17 protein-coding genes are annotated in these 15540 nt (G+C 69.5%); 9 read left to right on the top strand and 8 right to left on the bottom strand.

The window, feature by feature from the left end:
* Positions 1–24: 24 nt before the first annotated feature.
* A complete protein-coding gene (locus tag LFM09_RS26250) occupies positions 25–627 on the top strand; it encodes a TetR/AcrR family transcriptional regulator (protein WP_414099205.1) in 603 nt (200 codons plus the stop codon).
* Here LFM09_RS26250 and LFM09_RS26245 read toward each other — a convergent pair.
* The 3 genes from LFM09_RS26245 to LFM09_RS26235 are packed head-to-tail and all read right to left on the bottom strand — an operon-like array spanning position 614 to position 3461.
* A complete protein-coding gene (locus tag LFM09_RS26245) occupies positions 614–1333 on the bottom strand; it encodes an alpha/beta fold hydrolase (protein ID WP_414099204.1) in 720 nt (239 codons plus the stop codon). The genes LFM09_RS26250 and LFM09_RS26245 overlap by 14 nt on opposite strands.
* Positions 1330–1794, bottom strand: a complete 465-nt coding sequence (locus LFM09_RS26240) for a hypothetical protein (RefSeq protein ID WP_414099203.1) — start codon at positions 1792–1794, stop codon at positions 1330–1332. The genes LFM09_RS26245 and LFM09_RS26240 overlap by 4 nt, the downstream gene beginning before the upstream one ends.
* Positions 1795–1835: 41 nt before the next feature.
* Positions 1836–3461, bottom strand: coding sequence for a hypothetical protein (locus LFM09_RS26235; RefSeq protein WP_414099202.1), 1626 nt, complete (start codon positions 3459–3461; stop codon positions 1836–1838).
* A 63-nt stretch (positions 3462–3524) separates the two neighbouring features.
* Here LFM09_RS26235 and LFM09_RS26230 point away from each other — a divergent pair, with 63 nt between their 5' ends.
* From LFM09_RS26230 to LFM09_RS26220, 3 genes are read left to right on the top strand one after another with little or no spacing between them, the layout of a single operon-like run.
* Entirely contained in the window at positions 3525–6074 is a 2550-nt protein-coding gene (locus LFM09_RS26230; protein WP_414099201.1) for a BTAD domain-containing putative transcriptional regulator, read from the top strand.
* A gap of 59 nt (positions 6075–6133) precedes the next feature.
* Complete coding sequence (locus tag LFM09_RS26225) at positions 6134–7147, top strand: hypothetical protein (RefSeq protein WP_414099200.1); 1014 nt, start codon at positions 6134–6136, stop codon at positions 7145–7147.
* A gap of 36 nt (positions 7148–7183) precedes the next feature.
* Positions 7184–7639: an alpha/beta fold hydrolase gene (locus LFM09_RS26220; protein ID WP_414099199.1), complete on the top strand. Its 456-nt coding sequence runs from the start codon at positions 7184–7186 to the stop codon at positions 7637–7639.
* 1 nt (position 7640) lies between these two features.
* On the opposite strand, the gene LFM09_RS26215 is transcribed toward LFM09_RS26220, so the two are convergent.
* Positions 7641–8267, bottom strand: a complete 627-nt coding sequence (locus LFM09_RS26215) for a pyridoxal 5'-phosphate synthase (RefSeq protein WP_414099198.1) — start codon at positions 8265–8267, stop codon at positions 7641–7643.
* Positions 8268–8289: 22 nt separating this feature from the next.
* Positions 8290–8688 (bottom strand): TOBE domain-containing protein, encoded by a 399-nt coding sequence (locus tag LFM09_RS26210; RefSeq protein WP_414099197.1) that lies wholly within the window; start codon positions 8686–8688, stop codon positions 8290–8292.
* Between the two features lie 155 nt (positions 8689–8843).
* Between LFM09_RS26210 and LFM09_RS26205 the strand changes: the two genes are divergently transcribed.
* The 4 genes from LFM09_RS26205 to LFM09_RS26190 are packed head-to-tail and all read left to right on the top strand — an operon-like array spanning position 8844 to position 12111.
* The gene (locus LFM09_RS26205) at positions 8844–9992 is read left to right on the top strand and encodes an ABC transporter substrate-binding protein (RefSeq protein WP_414099196.1); all 1149 of its coding nucleotides are present in this window, start codon (positions 8844–8846) and stop codon (positions 9990–9992) included.
* Between the two features lie 44 nt (positions 9993–10036).
* Entirely contained in the window at positions 10037–10192 is a 156-nt protein-coding gene (locus tag LFM09_RS26200) for a hypothetical protein (protein WP_414099195.1), read from the top strand.
* Positions 10193–10195: 3 nt separating this feature from the next.
* Positions 10196–10528, top strand: a complete 333-nt coding sequence (locus tag LFM09_RS26195) for an ArsR/SmtB family transcription factor (RefSeq protein ID WP_414099194.1) — start codon at positions 10196–10198, stop codon at positions 10526–10528.
* Positions 10525–12111: a SulP family inorganic anion transporter gene (locus LFM09_RS26190; protein ID WP_414099193.1), complete on the top strand. Its 1587-nt coding sequence runs from the start codon at positions 10525–10527 to the stop codon at positions 12109–12111. The genes LFM09_RS26195 and LFM09_RS26190 overlap by 4 nt, the downstream gene beginning before the upstream one ends.
* On the opposite strand, the gene LFM09_RS26185 is transcribed toward LFM09_RS26190, so the two are convergent.
* Positions 12108–13073 (bottom strand): aldo/keto reductase, encoded by a 966-nt coding sequence (locus tag LFM09_RS26185; protein WP_414099192.1) that lies wholly within the window; start codon positions 13071–13073, stop codon positions 12108–12110. The genes LFM09_RS26190 and LFM09_RS26185 overlap by 4 nt on opposite strands.
* Before the next feature lie 176 nt (positions 13074–13249).
* Between LFM09_RS26185 and LFM09_RS26180 the strand changes: the two genes are divergently transcribed.
* Positions 13250–14260 carry a polyprenyl synthetase family protein gene (locus tag LFM09_RS26180; RefSeq protein ID WP_414099191.1) on the top strand — a complete coding sequence of 337 codons (1011 nt, stop codon included), beginning with the start codon at positions 13250–13252 and terminating at the stop codon, positions 14258–14260.
* On the opposite strand, the gene LFM09_RS26175 is transcribed toward LFM09_RS26180, so the two are convergent.
* Positions 14166–15017 (bottom strand): NAD-dependent epimerase/dehydratase family protein, encoded by an 852-nt coding sequence (locus LFM09_RS26175; RefSeq protein WP_414099190.1) that lies wholly within the window; start codon positions 15015–15017, stop codon positions 14166–14168. The two genes, LFM09_RS26180 and LFM09_RS26175, sit on opposite strands and share 95 nt — an antisense overlap.
* Before the next feature lie 50 nt (positions 15018–15067).
* Complete coding sequence (locus LFM09_RS26170; protein WP_414099189.1) at positions 15068–15445, bottom strand: hypothetical protein; 378 nt, start codon at positions 15443–15445, stop codon at positions 15068–15070.
* Positions 15446–15540 lie beyond the last annotated feature (95 nt).

Raw genomic sequence — 15540 nt, 5'->3', positions numbered from 1 at the left:
TAAAGGGTCGTTAGAATGGTGTGTGTGAGCCCACGCCGATCGGTCGCCGACACCCTCGAGACGCGGCAGCGCATCCTGGACCGCAGCCTCGCCATCGCCTCGGCCGAGGGCCTGGAGGGCCTCACGATCGGCCGGCTCGCGGACGAGCTGGGGATGAGCAAAGCCGGGCTGCTCGGCCACTTCGGCACCAAGGAGGGCCTGCAGCTGGCGGTGGTCGACGAGGCCGCGGCGGTGTTCTCGCGCGAGGTGCCGGGGCGCGTCAAGCAGGCGCCGTCCGGGCTGCCGCACCTGCGGGCGGTCTGCGAGGCCTGGGTGTCGTACCTGGAACGCGAGGTGTTGCCCGGTGGGTGTTTCTTCACCGCGGCGACGACCGAGTTCGACGGGCGCCGGGGGCGGGTGCGAGACGCGCTGGCGGGGATGAACGCGTTGTGGCGCCGGGATCTGCGGATTCACATCCGGCGGGCGGTGAGCTTCGGTGAGCTGGGCGCTGAAACGGATGTGGACCAGTTGATCTACGAGATCGTCGGGATCATGTTGGCGCTCAACCACTTCCTGCAGCTGGAGCAGGACAGTGCGGCTCCTGCTCGGGCTCGGCGGGCGTTGGAGCGGCTGCTCAGCGGCCGATGAACTCGTTGATGATCGCGGCTGTCTCGGTGGGCTGCGTGTAGACCATGCCGTGTGTCGCGTCCATCTCGTGGACCTCCACGTCGGGGCAGATGGCCGGGAGGTCGCGGCGCAGGCCGGCGCGGTGGGCGTCCATCAACCCGATCAGGTCGGGCGGGACCGGCAGGTTCTTCATGGCCAGCACCAGCAGGAACGGCGTGGTGACCGCGGCGAAGATCGGCAGCGAGTCGGCGAACTCCGCTGACTTGCGCAGTGCTTCGGTGATCTCGCGGTTCGGTCGTGTGATCGTCTCCTGCTGGGCGTTGAAGATGGCGGTGAGCTTCGCGAGGTCGGCCTCGACCTGTTCCGGCGCGAGGCCCGCGTAGTTCGCCGGATCCGTTGCCGCGGCCCGGTGTCCGTCCAGACTGATCACGGCCGGGCAGTCGGGGTGCCGGCGCGCCCACATGCCGGCGACCATGCCGCCCAGCGAGTGGCCGACGGCGACCGGGTTGACGAGTCCGAAGTGGACGATCGTTTCCTCGATGTCGTCGAGCACCGCCTCCCACTCCCAGGGGCCGTCGCCCGACTTGCCGTGTCCACGCAGGTCGACCGCCAACGTGCGCCCGTTCAGCTGGGGTGCAAGCGTTTCCCACGCCGTGAGGTCGCCGCCCGCGCCGTGCAGCAGGAGGATCGGCCGGCCTTCGCCCTGCTCGTGCGCCGCGAGGATCACTGTTCTCTCCGTTGGTCGAGTCGGGCCTGGATCGAGGCGACGGTGACGCCGCCGTCGGGGTGGCGGCGCAGCTTGTCGCGGCTGACCAGGTCGTGCACGCCCTGGCGGGTGATGCCGAGCATCGCGCCGGCCACCCCGAAGGACACGCGTTCCTTGCTGGGGTGACCGGCACGCCGTGCGGTGACGCGGCCGAGCGGCGTCGCCCACCACGTGTCGGGCGGGTCGAACGGGGCGTCGCCGGGGTGGAGCACGGCCATGAGCCGGACCGCGACCTGCATGGCCAGCGCATCGTCCGCGCCGAGCAGCTGGGCCGCCCACATCTCGGCGTCCGCCTCGACGGACTGCCGCAGGCCAACGAGGTCGGCCTGCGGCAGGAGGATTTCCAGCGGGTCCAGCAGCCGGCTCGTCACGAGCCGGATCAGGTCGTCGCGCAGGTCCACGTGTTCCGAGGTGGTCGCCACTTGACAGACGATAGCAAGTACTTGACGGTTGGCGTCAAGTATCAGGCCGCCCACATCTGGGCCGGGGCGATGTAACCCCACGTGTAGCGCTGGTGGGCGCCGTCCCAGCTGCCGTCCGTGCCCGCGCCGTACGTGTCGTGGACGACGAACATGTCGCCCTCGTAGCCGATGACGACCGACAGGTGGCCTGCGGTCGAGCCCCAGCGGCCGCTCATGATCACGAACTTGCCCTGGTCGATGAACGCGCGGACCTGGGCGGCGGTGAACATGCCCTGCTGGACGGCGGCGCCGTTGCGGGCCAGGAAGTCGCGCTCGGACTCCCAGGAGGCGCAGGGGCGGTTGCCGCCGCAGTAGTAGCCGGTGATCCAGCCGTGCGCGCCCTTCCAGCTGCCGGTGCCGGTCCAGTCGTTCTGCGCGCGGTTGAACGTGTTGCCGGCGTTGCTGAACTGGTCGGTGATGTAGCGGCCCCACTTCGACACGTGGGCCTGCGGCTGGCTGACGGTCACCGGGAACTGGTTCGGCAGCTGGTAGGTGACCAGGTCGATCACGGCGCTGGTCGGGCCGCACGAGGAGCCGCCGTGGAAGTCGTCACGGGTGTCCCACAGCTGGTGGATGAACTCGGCGCGGTTGATGCGGTTCGCGGTGACGTTGGACGGACGGGCGGCGGCGTCCAAAGTGTCGGCCTTCAACCCGGATGCCTTGAGGTAACCGCGTTCGGGGGTGCCGATGACCGCCGACGAGCCGTCGATGCCGGCGAGCGCGTAGTTGAACGACAGGCCTTCGACGACCCGGGAAGCCTTCTTCGTGGCGCGGTCCTGCACGTAAACGCCGTTGAAGCCGTCGAACTGATGAGCGCCGAGCTTCTTGTCGGTCACGCACCCCATGACCTCGTACGCCACCCGCGAGCCGTCTGTGCTCCACACCGCGCTGCGGTAGTGGTGCTTGGTCTCGCCGATCAGCTCGCGGACCGAGCCGTCCTCGGTGGCGAGGCCCAGCCACTGCGGGTCAGAGCCGCCGCAGCGGTAGATCTCGTTGTGCTTGATGAAGCTGACGTGCCGCGAGCCGTTGATGTCGACGAGCTTGAAGTCGCGGTACAGGGCCGTGGCGTCGGACGTGATCAACGGCTTCGCGGCGCCGGACTTCAGGTCGAAGCGGACCAGGGACGCGGTGTAGGTGCTCTCGTCGGCCGCGTCCGGGTGCTGCACCGCGAGCAACCCGGTGCCGTCGGAGGTGAAGCCGAGCAGTTCGGGCGCGCGGCCCTTGAGCTTGCCCGCGACCACACCGTCCACCACGACGTTCTCGCCGTCCGCGTAGGCCAGCGTGGAACCGTGGAAGACGGCCGAGGTGATCGCGCCGCGTGCCACGGAACGAGACTTGCCGTAACGGTCGACGAGCTGCAGGGATGTGCCGCGGGTGCCGTCGAAGTCCGCGATCACGGCGGCCGCCGCGCCGTCGGAAGAGGACGTAGTGCGGATCGAGTAGGCGGGGTCGCTGACGTTGACGGTGGCTCTTTTGACGCCGCCGACGATCACGTCGTAGCCGTCGCCCGAGCGGACGGCCTTCGACAGGGACGGGTTCTCGGAGTAGGGCTCTGCGGCCTGGGCGGGGGACACGACGGCGGCCAAAGTGCCGAGTGCCACCACCAACACCAGTGATGTTTTCGTCATGGATCAAACGTCCTGGCGCGTGGCATGTGTCCGGTATGCGTTCGGTAGTTACGATCAGGCGTTGTGGAGTTCCGGGTGCTGGGGCCGGTGGAGTGCTACGCCGATGAAGGCGTGCGCCTGAGCCTTGGCCCGCCCAAACAACGAGCCGTGCTGGCGCTGCTGCTCGCCCAACCGGGCCGGGTGCTGTCGGTCGACCGGCTGATCAGCGTGCTGTGGGACGACGCTCCGCCCAAGACCGCGCTGAAGAACCTGCAGGTCTACGTCTACCAGCTGCGCAAGATCGTCGGCTCGCGGCTGCTGTCGCGTCCGCCCGGCTACCTGATGTCGATCGATCCCGCGGAACTGGACCTCACCCGGTTCTCCGAGCTGCTCGACGTGGCCCGGCGGGAGCGCACGCCGGAGCGTTATCGAGAGGCGCTCGCGTTGTGGCGCGGGCCGGCGCTGGCCGATCTCGCCGCCTCTGGCCTGTTGCGCGGGGTCGTCGCACAGCTGGAGGAGCTGCGGCTGGCGGCGCGGGTCGAGTGCGCCGAGGCGGAGCTGGATCTCGGGCGGCACGTGGAGATCGTCGCCGACCTGAACGAGTGGGTCCGCGAACACCCGTTGAACGAACGCCTGCGCGAACAGCAGATGGTCGCGCTGCACCGCGCCGGACGTCCGGCCGAGGCGCTGGCGGCCTACCAGGAGTGCCGCCGGGTGCTGCTGGACGAGCTGGGCGTCGAGCCGGGGGAGTCGCTGCGGCGGCTGCAGGCGGAGATCCTGCGCGCGAAACCCGTTGGCGTGTCGGCGATCCGCCAGCTGCCGCCGGACGTGGTGACGTTCGCCGGACGGTCGCGCGAGCTCGCGCTGATCAAGACGCAGACCCGCCAGGACCGGGTCGCGGTGTGCGTGATCACCGGTCAGGCGGGCATCGGCAAGTCGGCGCTGGCGGTGCGGGCGGCGCACGAGGTCGCCGCGGGTTTTCCGGACGGCCAGCTCTACGCCGACCTCTCCGACGGCGCCTCGGACCGCATCCTGAGCCAGTTCCTGCGGGCGCTCGGCGAACGGCCCGGCGACGAGGAAGCCCTGCGCTACCGGTCTTTGACGGCCTCACGGCGGCTGCTCGTGGTGCTGGACAACGTTGCCACCGCGGCCCAGGTCAAACGCCTGCTGCCGACCGGCCCCGGCTCGGCGGTGCTGATCACGTCCCGGCGCCCCCTCACCTCGTTGCACGGCGCTTCGTACGTGAAGCTCGGCGCGCTGCCGCTGGAGGACGCCTTCCAGCTGCTGGCGGGCGTGGCGGGCCACGTCGACGACGCCACCGAGCTCGTGCGCTGGTGCGGCGGGCTGCCGTTGGCGCTGCGGATCGCAGGCGCCCGGCTCGCCGCTCGTCCACAGTGGACTGCCCCTCTGCTGGCGGCGAGGCTGGCCGACGAGGCGCGCCGGCTGGACGAGCTCCGGCTGGGCGACGTCGCGGTGCGGTCGGCCTTCGAGGTCAGCTACGCCGAGCTCGGATCTCCTGCGGTGGCACGGGTTTTCCGGTTGCTCGGGCTGCTGGACGGGCCGGATTTCTCGGTGGCGGCGGCGCGGGCGTTGACCGACGTGCCGGACGTCGAGGAGTTGCTGGCCGAGCTGGCCGACGCGCATCTGGTCGAGGAACCTGTTCCCGGCCGGTTCGCCCTGCACGATCTGCTGCGGTTGTTCGCGCGGGAGCGTTGCCGCGGGTCTGAGTCTTCGGACGAGCGGTCTTTGGCGTTGGAGCGGCTGCACAAGCACTATCTGGAAGCGCTGGCGGACAACCCGGCCGATCTGTGGCTGGCCGAGGAACGCGACAACCTGCTGGCCGCCGCGCACCAGGCGTCGCCGGCCGACGCGATCGCGTTCGCCGCCGGGTTGTCTTGGTACTTCCGGCGGCGTTCCGAGGTCGCGGACTGGGCCGCGTTGAACACGCTCGCGTTGGAGGCCGCGCGTTCGTTGCGTGACGTTCGTGCGGAAGCGTTGGCGTTGAAGGAACTTGGCGCGGCGTATGAGCGCGGCTTCAAGTTCGCGGAGGCTCAGCAGCACTGGGCGGCGGCTTTGGAGCTGGCTCGCTCGCTGGGTGATCGGCAGCTCGAAGCCGTGACGCTCAACAACCTCGGCATCGTGCACTGGCGGCGTCGTGACCTGCCCGCGGCGGTGACTTCGCTGCAGGCTTCTTTGGCCTTGCGGGAGGAGCTCTCCGACTCGCAGGGCGCGGCTTATGTGCGAACGAACCTCGGGTTGGTGCACGCGGCGCTGGGTGATCTGCCTGCCGCGCTGGGATGTTACGAGGAGACGCTCACGACCTTCCGTTCGTGTGGTGATCGATCTGGCGAGCTGCACGCGTTGGCGAACATGGCCGACGCGCATCGGCAGCTCGGGTCGCTGGACCAGGCGTTGGAGCTGTCCGCGGAGGCGCTGCAGCTGGCGCGTTCGGTGGGGGACCGGCAGATCGAGGCCGGGGTGTTGCTCGATCGCGGGATCGTGCACGAGCTCGCGGGGCGGGCTGCCGAGGCCAAGGTGTCGTACGGCGAGGCTGTGGAGTTGTCGCGGCGGATCGGGTTCCGGTGGGGCGAGTCGGAGGCGGCACGCAGGCTGGCCTCGTTGGCCGCCGACTGACCTGGGTTCTGGCCGAAAGAAGGTAGCCGGGCCGGGTTGGGCTGGTGAGGATCAACAAGATGACGAGAGTCCTGATCTCGCTGATCGCCCTGCTGCTGCTTCCAGCCACCGCATCCCCGGCCACCGCCGCCCCGGCCACCGCCGCGCCGGCCTCCGCGGACCTGGCCTCCGCGGACCTGGCCTCCGCGGACCCGGCCTCCTCTGCGGGGAGTTGCCGACCGGTCGTCAACGGGACCGGCCCGTCCCTCCACCCCGAAGGCGTCACCTACGACCCGATCCGCCACCGCTTCCTCGTCGGCTCGGTCACCCACGGCACGGTCTCCCGAGTCGCCCCCGACGGCAAGGCGCACACCCTCGTGGACGACCCCTGGCTGATCACCACTATGGGCCTGGCGGTCGACCGCCACCGCGGCCGCCTCCTCGTCACCAACGCCGACCTCGGCATCGCCGACCGCAGCAAGCCCGAGACCACCAGGGCGTTCGCCGGCCTCGGCATCTACGACCTGCGCACCGGCCGCGCGATCCACCGCATCACGCTGGCCACCGGCCGAGGCCACTTCGCCAACGACGTCGCCCTTGCCCCGGACGGCACCGCCTACGTCACCGACTCCATCTCCGGCACGATCCACCGCGTCACCCCGAACGGCACCGCCTCGACGCTCGTCCAGCACCCCGACCTCGCCCAGCCCACGACCGGCGGCTGGGGTCTCAACGGCATCGCGCACCTCGGTGACAAGCTGGTCGCCGCCCTGTCCGGTGCCCGCAAGCTCGCCGTGATCCCGCTGGCCAACCCGTCGAACGTCACCACCATCGCCGCCGCGATCGGTGCACCGGACGGCCTGCTCGCGTTGGGACGCAACCGGCTCCTGCTGGTCGACAACACCGCCGCCAACCGGATCGTCGAGGTCCGCACCGAAGACAACTGGCAGAGCATCGAGATCGTCCGCGAGGTGAAGTGGCCGGACAAGGCACCCACGACCCTCACGAACACCCCGTGCGGCGTCTACGCGGTCGCGGGCCGGTTGGACGTGCTGCCGGGCCGCAGCGACGAGTTCGTGCTCAGGAAGGTGTGAGGTCACAACCCGGCCCGCCACCTTGTCCAGTTCTGCATGGAACCTGGCGAGCACAGCGTGCAGATCGACGGGGTCACGCAGGCGTACGAGGTGGTGGGCACCGGGCCTGTCTGCCTCGTGCACTCCGGCGGGCCGGGTGTTCACTCCGGCTACCTGCGGATGCCGCTGCTGGAAGAGCGGCTCGCGATGGTCTACCTCGACCCGGTCGGCACGCGGCGCAGCGGTCTGGTGCCCGGCGGCGACTACAGCGTGGCGCGGTACGCGGACTTCGCGCGCAAGCTCATCGCGCACCTCGGCGTGGACCGCCCGTACTTCCTCGGCCACCCGCACGCTGATCATCGCCGGTACCTCGGACTTCATCTGCCCGTCCAAGTGGGCGCACGAGCTGCACCGCGAAATGCCCGCGTCCCGGTTGCACGTCCTCGACACCCAGCGGGCACTTCGGGCACGTCGAGCAGCCGCGGGACTTCGCCGACGCGCTGCTCAGGGTGATCTAGGGCCAGAGCAACGACCGGGCCCACCCGGCAGCAGAGCGGGTGTACTGGACGCGGACGTGCTTGCGGCCCGGATCGCCCTGCCAGAACTCCACTTCGTCCGCCGTGAGGTGGTAGAGCGTCCACGCGGGAGCGACGGCGTCGGCATCGACCTCCGCGAGCGCCGCGTCCAGCTCCGCGCGGTCGGTCAGGACGTCGCTTTGCCGTCCCAGCAAAGCGTTTGCGCGGGCGCTGGCAGAACGAGCCAGGAAGTCACGAGCGCTGTCCTCGGCGTTCGCCACGCTCACCGCACCACGCACCCGGACCTGGCGGCCGAGCGCGGGCCAGTAGAACGTGAGCGCGGCGAACGGGGTGTTCGCGAGCTCCTTGCCCTTGCGGCTCAACGCACTGGACGCGAAGTGCCACACCCCGTCGACCAGGTCCTTGAGGATCAGCACACGCGCGGACGGCCGGCCTGCGGGGTCCACAGTGGACAACGTCAGCGCGTGCGGCTCGACGACGCCGGCGTTGATCGCGTCCGACAGCCACGAGGTGAACAGCTCGTCCGGAGACGCGGGCGCGGAGTCGAACGCGGGTAACGGTCCGGCCAGCGAAGGCAGGCCGCGCAGCAGGGAGGCGACGGTCATGCCGACGAGGATAGGTGTCCTGTCAGGCCTCTGGGATCTCAACGACGACATGGGTGGACTTGATGGACGCGACGGCCACGCTGCCCACCTCGAGACCGAGCTCGTCGGCGGACTCACGGCTCATCAGCGACGTGATGCGGAACGGCCCGGCCTGCATGTCGACCTGCGCCATGACCCCGTCCTTGAGCACGCGCGTGACGATGCCCTTCATGCGGTTGCGCGCCGAAGCGGCTACGGTCGCACCGGGTTCGGCCGTCTCCGTCATCTGCTGGGCGAACGCGGCGAGCTCGGTTCCGCTGACGCCCTTGCGCCCGTTGCCGAGCACAACGGACTCCAGGCGCCCCTGATCTATCCACCGGCGCACGGTGTCATCGCTGACCCCGAGCAACGCGGCGGCTTCACTGATCCGCAAATTCGGCACGAATCAAACAATAACTCCGCTTCTGCGGAACAATCAACCGTTTGTTGAGGTCGAAAGTCATAGCTGTCGGGAGAACCCGACTTATCGGTGGCGTCTCACCTGGTGAGCATCGGCGCTTCGCATCACCGCCGATGCTCATAGGGGAGCCGTTAGTCATGCACTTAAGGGTCGTAGCCGCTGTCCTCCTACTAGTCACGGGATGTGCTGCCGAACAGGAGAGAGGTCCCAGCGGCGAACCCATCAGGATCGGATACCTCAACAACGCGGCCGGCGCGTTCGCGGTCCCGGAGCTGCAGATCGGGGCCGAGGTCGCCGTCGCCCACCTCAACCGCAAGGGCGGGGTCAAGAACCGGCCGTTCGAGCTCGTCACCTGTCCGACGGACGGCACGCCGGAGCAGTCCGCCGCCTGTGCCGACAAGTTCGTCGCGGACAACGTGAAAGTGGTCGTGCAGGGCGTGGACACCGGGGCCGACGCCGCGATGCCCAAGCTCGTGGAGGCCGCGATCCCACTGGTCGGGCACGTCCAGTTCACGCCCGGCCTGATGAACCACAAGAACGCCTTCTTCTTCGGTGCCGCAGCCGTCGCGTACGGCACGGCGGCGCTCAAGTACTACGCCGACCAGGGCGTGCGGACGGTGGCCTGGCTGCTGCCCGAGTCGCCGACCACGCGCGGCTTCACCGACACCGTGCTCGCGCCGGCCGCCAAGCGCTTCGGCCTCAACTACCGCTCGGTCTACTACCCGGCCGGCAACCCCGACTGGGCCGGGCTCGCGCGAACCGTGCAGACCGCGGAGGCGTCTGGCAGCATCGCCGCCACCGAAGAGCAGTGCACGCACATCGTGAAAGCGTTGCGGGAAGCCAACTACGACGGCCGGATCCTCGCCGCGTCGTGCACCGGGCTGCCGCGGTCGGTCGGGAACCAGTCGATCGGCGTCGAGCTGTCCTCGGACTTCTGGCACCCCACGGACCCGCTGTCCGCGCCGCCTGCCAACCAGGACGAGATCGACGAGTACCGCGAGGCCATGCGCCAGGCGGGACACGACGAACCCGTTGCGGGGGCGGTGGTCTCGTTCGCGGACATGATGACGCTGGCCAGGGTGCTGTCCACTTCGGACCGTTCGCCGGAACAGGCCCTGCGGGCGGTGAAGAACCTCGACAGCTTCCTCGGCCCGCAGATCACCTGCGACCACGCCTGGTTCGGCAACTCGGCGTGCAGCACCGCGGTCCTGTTCTACCGGTTCCAGCCGAACGGTGCGTTGAAGGCCCAGATTCCGGACTTCATCGAGGTCGCGAAGCTGGGGTAACCTGTCGAATTGAAGAAATCTTCAATTCGACAGGTTGTGGTGTCGTGAACGAGTTCAGGGACAACCTCCTGGCCCGCATCGAGCAGGCGGAGGAAGCCGTGCGCCTGGCGGTGGAGCAGCAGGACGCCTACGCCGCCGAGGTGCACGGCGCCGACCTCGCCAACCTCCGGCGCCTGGCCGCCGAGCACGGGGTGAAGTGAGCCGTGCCGGTTCCGCTGTACCAGGCGAAGGCCGAGTTCTTCCGCATGCTCGGGCACCCGGTGCGCATCCGGGTGCTCGAGCTGCTGCAGGACGGGCCGAAGGCCGTGCGCGACCTGCTCGCCGAGATCGACGTGGAGGCGTCCAACCTCTCCGCCCAGCTCGCCGTGCTGCGCAGGTCCGGGATCGTCACGGCCACGCGCGAGGGCTCGACCGTGGTGTACGCCCTCGCGGGTGGTGACGTGGCCGAGCTGCTCAGAGCCGCCAGACGCATCCTCACGGAGCTGCTGGCCGGACAGAACGAACTGCTGGCCCAGCTCCGTGAGGAACCGGTGTGAGCTTTCTGCCCACCAGAGGGGACTGGACGACGGCGCGGCCGAAGGACCTCCTCGCGGGGCTCACGGTCGCGGTGGTGGCGCTGCCGCTCGCGCTCGGGTTCGGGGTGGCGTCGGGACTCGGGGCCGCTGCCGGGCTCGTGACGGCGATCGTCGCGGGCGCGCTGGCGGCCGTGTTCGGCGGTTCGAGCCTGCAGGTGTCGGGGCCGACCGGCGCGATGACGGTCGTGCTGGTCCCGATCGTGGCTCAGTTCGGGCCTGGCGGTGTGCTCACCGTCGGGCTGCTGGCGGGAGTGATCCTGATCGGGCTCGCTGTCGCGAAAGCCGGGCGGTACATGCGTTACGTGCCGGCGCCGGTGGTCGAGGGCTTCACGATCGGCATCGCCGCGGTGATCGCCCTGCAACAGGTTCCCGCCGCACTCGGCGTGCCCGCTCCGGACGGGCACAACGTGGTGGTGAACGCCGTGCGCGCGTTCGGGCAAGGTCCGGTCGTGGCCGCGGTCGCGCTCGCCGCGGGCGTGGTGCTGGTCGTGCTCGTCGGCGCACGGTGGCGGCCCGCGATCCCGTTCTCGCTGCTCGCGGTGGCCGCGGGAACCGTCGTGGCGGAGCTCTGGTCCCTGCCGGTGACCAGGATCGGCGCGTTGCCGGCCACCCTGCCGGCTCCGACATTGTCCTTTGTGGACCTCAACGCGCTGTGGTCGTTGCTGCCGTCGGCGGTGGCCGTTGCCGCGCTGGCGGCGCTGGAAAGCCTGCTGTCGGCGACGGTTGCGGACGGCATGAGCGTGAACCAGCGGCACGACCCGGACCGGGAGCTGTTCGGCCAGGGGATCGCGAACGTGGTCACCCCGATGTTCGGCGGCGTGCCCGCGACCGCGGCGATCGCCAGGACCGCCGTCAACGTCCGCTCCGGCGCCGGGTCACGGCTGGCGTCACTCGTGCACGCCGCGACGCTCGCCCTCATCATGCTGGTCGCGGCGTCGCTGGTCGGCCGCATCCCGTTGGCCGTGCTCGCCGGCGTGCTGCTGGCGACGGCGATCCGCATGGTCGAAGTGGGATCTGTGCGCGTGCTCGTGCGGGCGAACCGCGCCGACGCGCTCGTGCTCGTCCTCACCGCGGCCGCGACGCTCGCGCTCGACCTGGTGACCGCGGTGATCCTCGGCCTGGTCGTGGCGGGCGCGCTCGCGTTGCGGGCGGTGGCGAGGTCGGTGCGGATCGACGAGGTGCCGCTGGAGACCGGCGACCACTCGCAGGAGGAACGTGCTCTGCTCGCCGAGCACATCGTCGCCTACCGGCTCGACGGACCGCTGTTCTTCGCGGCCGCGCACCGGTTCCTGCTGGAGCTGACCGAGATCACCGCGGTGTCGGTGGTGATCCTGCGGATGTCGCACGTGACGACGATGGACGGCACGGGTGCGGCAGTGCTGCGCGACGCCGTGGACCGGCTGGAACACCGCGGCGTCACCGTCCTGCTGTCCGGCGTGCGGGACGAACACCGGCGGCAGCTGGAGATCCACGGCGTGCCGATGTTCGCCACCACACCCGAAGCGATCGAGTTCGCGCGGCGGTCCGGAATGCTGCCCTCTTAGGCGTGTCCGGCGATGCGGTGCGGTTCGTAGGACGACTCCAGGAGCTGCACCTCGTCGTCAGTCAGCTCCACCTCCAGCGAGGCCACCGCGTCGTCGAGGTGCGCGGGCTTGGTGACGCCGACGATCGGTGCCGTGACGGCCGGGTTGCGGTGCAGCCACGCCAGCGCCACCTGGGCCCGTGACACGCCACGAGCCGCCGCCACCGCCGCGACCTGTTCGACGATCGCGCGGTCCGACTCGACGTACAAAGTGGACCCGAACTCGTCGGTCTCGGTGCGTGCGGTTCGTGAGTCCCAGTCGCGGGTCAGCCGGCCGCGGGCCAGCGGGCTCCACGGGATCACGGCGATGCCCTGGTCCGCGCACAGCGGCAGCATCTCGCGCTCCTCCTCGCGGTAGAGGAGGTTGTAGTGGTTCTGCATCGACACGAAGCGCGTCCAGCCGTTCAGGTCCTGCACGAACAACGACTTGGCGAACTGCCACGCGTACATCGACGACGCACCGATGTAGCGCGCCTTGCCGGACTTCACGACGTCGTGCAGCGCTTCGAGCGTCTCCTCCAGCGGAACGGTCTTGTCGAACCGGTGGATCTGGTAGAGGTCAACGTAATCCGTGCCCAGCCGGCGCAGCGACGCGTCGATCTCGGCGAAGATCGCCTTGCGGGACAGACCCGCGCCGTTCGGTCCGCGGCGCATCCGGCCGTGGACCTTCGTGGCGAGGACGATCTCCTCACGGCGGGCGAAGTCCTTCAGCGCGCGGCCGGTGATCTCCTCCGAGGAACCGTCCGAGTAGACGTTCGCGGTGTCGAAGAAGTTGATGCCCGCGTCGACGGCGGCCTTGATGAACGGCCGCGACTCGTCCTCCGGCATCGACCACGCGTGGTTGCCCAGCGACGGATCTCCGTAACTCATCATGCCGAGACAGATCGCCGACACGTCCATGCCGGCGAGCTTGGTGTAGCGCACGGTAGGCCCCTCAGGAAAACGACGGTCACGGTCGGGTGATGGCGACAACAACCCGTTCAACATCAACGTAGTCCCGCTCGCCGGATCGTGCCCCTCTTTAACACGACAGTGGCATCTGAGCTGTCACACCTGACCTGCGGGTCTAGCTTCTCATCCCGGGCCGTGAGAGGAAGCGCATGACGAGCATCGACGTGGTCACCGCGCCGCAGGACGTGTTGGCGTGGAGCCGCGCCATGGTCGAGACACCGCTGCACACCGCGCTGGCCGAACTCCCGGACGAGACCCGCGAGGTGGTCGAGTACAACCTCACCCAGCAGGACTTCTCCACCGCCGCGCTGGCGTTGCTCGCCGCCGAGACGATCGGCGACGCCACCCAGGCGATCGGGGTCGCGACCGCGCTGGAACTCGCTCAGCAGCACGAACAGCTGCACGCCGACCTGATGACCCGCGCGGTCAGCCGAGGCCACCAGCCGAGCGCGTGGGTGGAGTTCGGCGACGACCGGGCGGTCTCGGCGGCCGACGCCCTGGTCTCGCTGGCCTTCGCCCAGCTCTCCAGGTCCGAGGTGATGGTCCTCAACGTCGCCCTGCTGTCCGTTGTGGACGGTTATGTCCAGGAAGTCGAGATGGACGAACGGGACGACGTCGACGTCGCCGAGTACCTGGGCGTGGCGGCGGCGAAGCACTCGGCGCTGCTCGCGTGCGCGTGCGAGCTCGGCGCGCTGGCGGCGGGCGCGAGCAGGAGCCAGGCCGACCACTTCCGGGAGTTCGGCGACGACATCGGCCTCGCGCGCAAGCACGTGGACGACGTGCTGGCGATCTGGGGCGGCGCGACCATCAGCGGCAGGCCGCGCTACGACGATCTCGTGCACCGCCGCCGCACGCTGCCCGTGGTCGCGGCCATCGACGCCGGCGCCGACGTGTACGGGGTTGACCTGGAACCGCAGGAGCTCGCCGACCTGATCGAACAGGCCGGCGGCCGGAAGTGGTGCGAGCAGCAGGCCGAGCTGCTCCTCGCCCGCGCCCTCAACCACCTGCGGCAGGTGAAACCGAGGGCACGGGCGGCGGACGAGCTGTCCGGGCTCGCCAGGGAGATCACGATCGCCAGGTGTGCTCCGGCTCGAACCCCAGCACCCGCCGTGCCTTCTCAATCGACAGCAGAGTCTCGTGCGGACCGAACTCCCTCTTGATCGGCACGCCCGGATAGACCTTCGCGACCAGCTCGTCGTTCGGCGTCGTCATGCACGTGTCGGCGTTCGCGATGATGAACACGTCGAACCCCGTCGCGTCGTGCGCTAGCGCCTTGCGCACGGCCTGCGCACCGTCGCGTGCATCGATGTACGACCAGAGGTTCCACTTGCGCGAGAGCGGGTCCGCGTCGAACGGGAAGCGTTCGTAGTCGTGCGGCTCCATGACGTTCGAGAACCGCAGCCCGATGATCTTCATCGCCGGCTCCCACCGGCAGAACTGCTGCGCCAGCGTCTCGTCGACCAGCTTGCCGAGCGAGTACGACGTCTCCGGCCGGCCCGCGTACTCCTCGTCGATCGGGATGTACGGCGGGGGAGTGTCGAACGGCAGTCCCAGCACCGTCTCGCTCGATGCCCACACGACATTGCGCACCTTCGCGAGCCGTGCCGCCGCGAACACGTTGTAAGTGCTCGTCACGTTGTTGTGGAACGTCTTGGCGTTGGGCGCGACGCCCGGCCCCGGAATCGCTGCCAGGTGCACCACGGCGTCGAGCCCGTCGTACCGGTCGTCGATCCCGCTCAGCACCTCCACGACCTGGCCGTAGTCGGTCAGGTCGACGCGCGTGAACTCGCACCCCTGAGGTGCCGGAGGAGCGGCCTGGTCGAGGTTGTGGACCTCCCAGCCGTGCTCGATCAGGTCGGCCACGACAGCTCGCCCGAGCTTGCCGCTGCCTCCGGTCACCACGACACGTTGAGTCATGAGTCAAATTATTGCCTGACGATGACTCGACGCTGGTACCTCGAGCCTGCCTAGGCGGGCTTCGGCTTCTTGGCGACCCAACCGCCCGTCGCCTTCCAGACCACCTGGAACTGGACGACCGGGTTGGCCGCGGTGCCCGGGACCTTCGCGCCGCAGCCGGAGTCGCTGCCGTTGGGGTCGTCCACGAAACCCGTCCGGCCGTCGCGCAGCCAGTAGTTGGTGCGGAAGCCGCCGTTGTCTCCGTTCGTGTCACACGAGTAGACGCGGGTGTGCGAGTTCGTCACGCCGCCGTAGCCGCAGCGCTTGTCGCCGTTGCCGCCGCAGATCATGATGTCGTCGTAGGCGTCGTGAGCCATCGCTGTCGGCGCCATGCCTGCGAGTGCGCCCACGGTCACCGCCCCCACGGCCAGCATTCGTTTCAGTTCCACGGGTCGTTCCCCCTGCTCTCGAAGGTCCGCCGAGTTGCTGGCGGATGTCGAGTCAGGTGTAGTGCGATTGCACTTGTCCGGTGCCGGACGGTGAC

Source organism: Lentzea alba (assembly GCF_047445655.1).
Classification (GTDB): domain Bacteria; phylum Actinomycetota; class Actinomycetes; order Mycobacteriales; family Pseudonocardiaceae; genus Lentzea; species Lentzea alba_A.
Note: the sequence above shows the minus strand (reverse complement) of the source record. Positions and strands in the feature narration are given on the sequence as shown.